Annotated in this window: 2 protein-coding genes; both read left to right on the top strand. The window is 72.6% G+C overall.

Annotation, left to right across the window (positions count from 1 at the left end):
• Window positions 1-259: 259 nt before the first annotated feature.
• Complete coding sequence (locus P1P75_RS40480; RefSeq protein ID WP_319264760.1) at window positions 260-2644, top strand: phosphoketolase family protein; 2385 nt, start codon at window positions 260-262, stop codon at window positions 2642-2644.
• A 344-nt stretch (window positions 2645-2988) separates the two neighbouring features.
• The coding region (locus tag P1P75_RS40475; protein ID WP_319264758.1) for an alpha-L-glutamate ligase at window positions 2989-3758 on the top strand (770 nt) is incomplete at its 3' end.

Below are 3758 nucleotides of genomic sequence, written 5' to 3'. Positions count from 1 at the left end.
GCCCCCGTCCAGCAGCTGACAGCCCCGCCCGCCTGGGGGGACCCGGCACCGGTTCCTGCGGTCGTTCACCGGTTCGGTGGGCGGGCCTTCAGCGTCCGTCCATGAGGCGCTCATCCCCGTCCGGCCCCCCTGGCTCCCCCGGATGGGCCGGTCGGCCCTGGCGGGTACCCGGGGAGCGGGAGAGGGTGGGGAGGAAACGGACCGAGCCCCGCACCTCCCTCGCACCTCCCGCCGAAACCGATCCGGAAGGGACCCCGAGATGTCCGTCGACACCCGGCAGGCGTCCACGCGCCTCACCGACGACGAGCTGAGGACGCTGGACGCCCACTGGCGCGCCGCGAACTACCTGTCCGTCGGACAGATCTACCTCATGGCCAACCCCCTGCTCACCGAGCCGCTGCGCCCGGAGCACGTCAAGCCGCGGCTGCTCGGCCACTGGGGGACCTCGCCAGGGCTGAACCTCGTGTACACCCACCTCAACCGTGTCATCCGCGACCGTGACCAGGACGCCCTGTGCGTGTGGGGCCCCGGCCACGGCGGGCCCGCGGTCGTCGCCAACTCCTGGCTGGAGGGCTCGTACACCGAGACGTACCCCGACGTCACCCGGGACGCGGCCGGCATGGCCCGGCTGTTCAGGCAGTTCTCCTTCCCCGGCGGCATCCCCAGCCACGTCGCCCCCGAGACGCCCGGCTCCATCCACGAGGGCGGCGAACTCGGCTACGCGCTCTCCCACGCCTACGGCGCCGCCTACGACAACCCGGACCTGCTCGTCGCCTGCGTGATCGGCGACGGTGAGGCAGAGACGGGGCCGCTGGCCGCTTCCTGGCACTCCAACAAGTTCCTCGACCCGGTCCACGACGGTGCCGTCCTGCCGATCCTCCACCTGAACGGCTACAAGATCGCCAACCCGACGGTCCTGGCCCGCATCCCCGAACCGGAACTCGACGAACTGCTGCGGGGCTACGGCCACGACCCGATCCACGTCACCGGTGACGACCCGGCCGCAGTGCACCGCGCGATGGCCGAAGCCATGGACACCGCCCTGGACCGTATCGCCGCGATCCAGCACGCCGCCCGCCACGAGGCCGCCGGTGAGCGCCCCCGCTGGCCGGTGATCGTGCTGCGCACCCCGAAGGGCTGGACCGGCCCCGCTCAGGTCGACGGCCTGCCCGTCGAAGGAACCTGGCGCTCCCACCAGGTCCCGCTCACCGCGGTCCGCGACAACCCCGAGCACCTGCGTCAGCTGGAGGCATGGCTGCGTTCCTACCGGCCCGAGGAACTCTTCGACGAGTCGGGCGCCCCCCGGCACGACGTACTGACCTGGATCCCCGACGGCCCCCGGCGCCTCGGCGCCACCCCGCACGCCAACGGCGGCCTGCTGCTGCGTGAACTCCCGCTGCCCGCCCTGGAGTCGTACGCCGTCCCCGTCGACAAACCCGGCACGACCCTGCACGAACCCACCCGTGTCCTGGGCGAGTTGCTGGAGGAGGTGATGCGCTCCACCGCCGCGCGGCGCGACTTCCGGCTGGTCGGGCCCGACGAGACCGCCTCCAACCGCCTCCAGGCCGTGTACGGGGCCAGCGGCAAGGCCTGGCAGGCGCAGACCCTCCAGGTCGACGAACACCTCGACCGGCACGGCCGGGTGATGGAGATCCTCTCCGAACACACCTGCCAGGGCTGGCTGGAGGGCTATCTGCTCACCGGCCGGCACGGCCTGTTCTCCTGCTACGAGGCGTTCGTGCACATCGTCGACTCGATGGTCAACCAGCACATCAAGTGGCTGCGGGTGACCCGCCGGCTGCCCTGGCGCGCCCCCATCGCCTCCCTCAACTACCTGCTCACCTCCCATGTGTGGCGCCAGGACCACAACGGCTTCTCCCACCAGGACCCCGGCTTCGTCGACCACATCCTCAACAAGAGCCCCGAGGCCGTACGCGTCTACCTGCCGCCGGACGCCAACACGCTGCTGTCGGTGGCGGACCACGTGCTGCGCAGCCGCGACTACGTCAACGTCGTGGTGGCGGGCAAGCAGCCCTGCTTCGACTGGCTGACCATGGACCAGGCCCGTGTCCACTGCGCCCGCGGTGCCGGGGTCTGGGACTGGGCAGGCACCGAGAACGGCAGCCGCGAACCGGACGTGGTACTCGCCTGCGCGGGCGACGTACCGACCCAGGAGGTGCTGGCCGCCGCCCAGTTGCTCCGCCGCCACCTGCCCGAACTCGCGGTCCGCGTCGTCAACGTCGTCGACATCGCCCGCCTGATGCCGAGCGGCGAACACCCGCACGGCATGAGCGACTTCGAGTACGACGGCCTGTTCACCGCGGACCGGCCCGTCATCTTCGCCTACCACGGCTATCCGTGGCTGATCCACCGCCTCGCCTACCGCCGCACCGGCCACCAGCATCTGCATGTGCGCGGCTACAAGGAGATCGGCACCACGACCACGCCGTTCGACATGGTCGTGCGCAACGACCTCGACCGCTACCGCCTGGTCATGGACGTCATCGACCGCGTCCCCGGCCTCGCCGTGCGCGCCGCGGCCGTACGCCAGCGGATGGAGGACGCCCGGCTGCGCCACCACGACTGGATCCGGGTGCACGGCACCGATCTGCCGGAGGTCGCCGACTGGGCCTGGGACGGCTGATCCGGGCACCGGGCAGGGCGCACGGTCCGGGGCGGACGGCGCAGAGGCAGGGTCAGGAGCCGGGCGGCCGTGCGCCCTGTCATGGCGCCGGGCCCGGTGCTTACAGTGGTCGGCCAGCCCCGAGCCACGACCCGACGGGGCGAGCCCCATCCATGCGTGGTCACCGGCCGGACCCGGCCCCGGCGGCAGTCCGGGCCCGGCCCGGCCCGCACACCGGCGCGGCTCCCCAGGGCGACGGGTTGCGAGGGCCACCCGCGCGACAGGCACCACACACCGTGACGCCGTTCGGGCCGTGCGACCGGGCCCGCGGTACGAGCGCGCGTCGAGAGCCACTGGAGGCCGCTGTGTCCCGACCGTGCATCGCCCTGATCGCCGACCCGACGTCGCCCGAGGAATGCAGCGAGTACCTCGCCGACGCCGTGGAACTGCTCACCGGCGCCCCGCCCGTGCGCATCGACTCCCGCCACTTCGAGTCCGGAGCCGCCGAAGACGACGGCGCGACCGGCGTGACCGGCGTGACCGGCGCGACCGGCGTGACCGGGGCCGCCAAGGCCACCGGTCGCGGTGTCCGCGACGGAGGCCGCTTACGCCTGCAAGTCCCGCAGGAAGGGCTGGACTTCGTGCCCGACATCGTCGTGCTGTACGAGATCCCGCCGCACCGCCGCCGTGCCCTGGCCGGCTTCCAGGAACTGCTGGACCACCCTGACGTGGTCACGCTCGGTACCGGCCCCGACGCCTGGCGGACCGCCACGGAGAAGAACCTCACCGTCGAACGCTTCCGCAGGGACGGCATCGCCCAGATGGAGACCGCCGTCCTGTCCCGCCCCACCGCGCGGGAGGCGGCCGAGGCGTTCGAGCGGCTCGGCGGCGACACCTGGGCGCGGCCCGTCGTCGGCACCGGCGGCAACGACACCTTCCACGTCACCACCCCCGCCCGGCTGGCAGAGGCCACCGCCTACTACGCGGGACACGGCACCGACTGGATGCTCTCCCGCGACGCGGGCAACTTCACCGCCGACGGGCTGCGCCACCAGTTCCGGGTCTTCGTCCTGGGCGGGCGCGTCGTACACGCCCGCGAGCATCTCCAGCCCGCCCCCGACACCCCCTGCAACAC

Source organism: Streptomyces sp. ID05-39B (genome assembly GCF_033794725.1).
In the GTDB taxonomy this organism is placed as follows: domain Bacteria; phylum Actinomycetota; class Actinomycetes; order Streptomycetales; family Streptomycetaceae; genus Streptomyces; species Streptomyces bobili.
This window is presented reverse-complemented; position numbering and strand designations above follow the sequence as displayed.

Excerpts from the sequence above, each read along its gene's own strand:
- P1P75_RS40480 (WP_319264760.1), top strand. The coding sequence starts at position 260 with ATGTCCGTCGACACCCGGCAGGCGTCCACGCGCCTCACCGACGACGAG.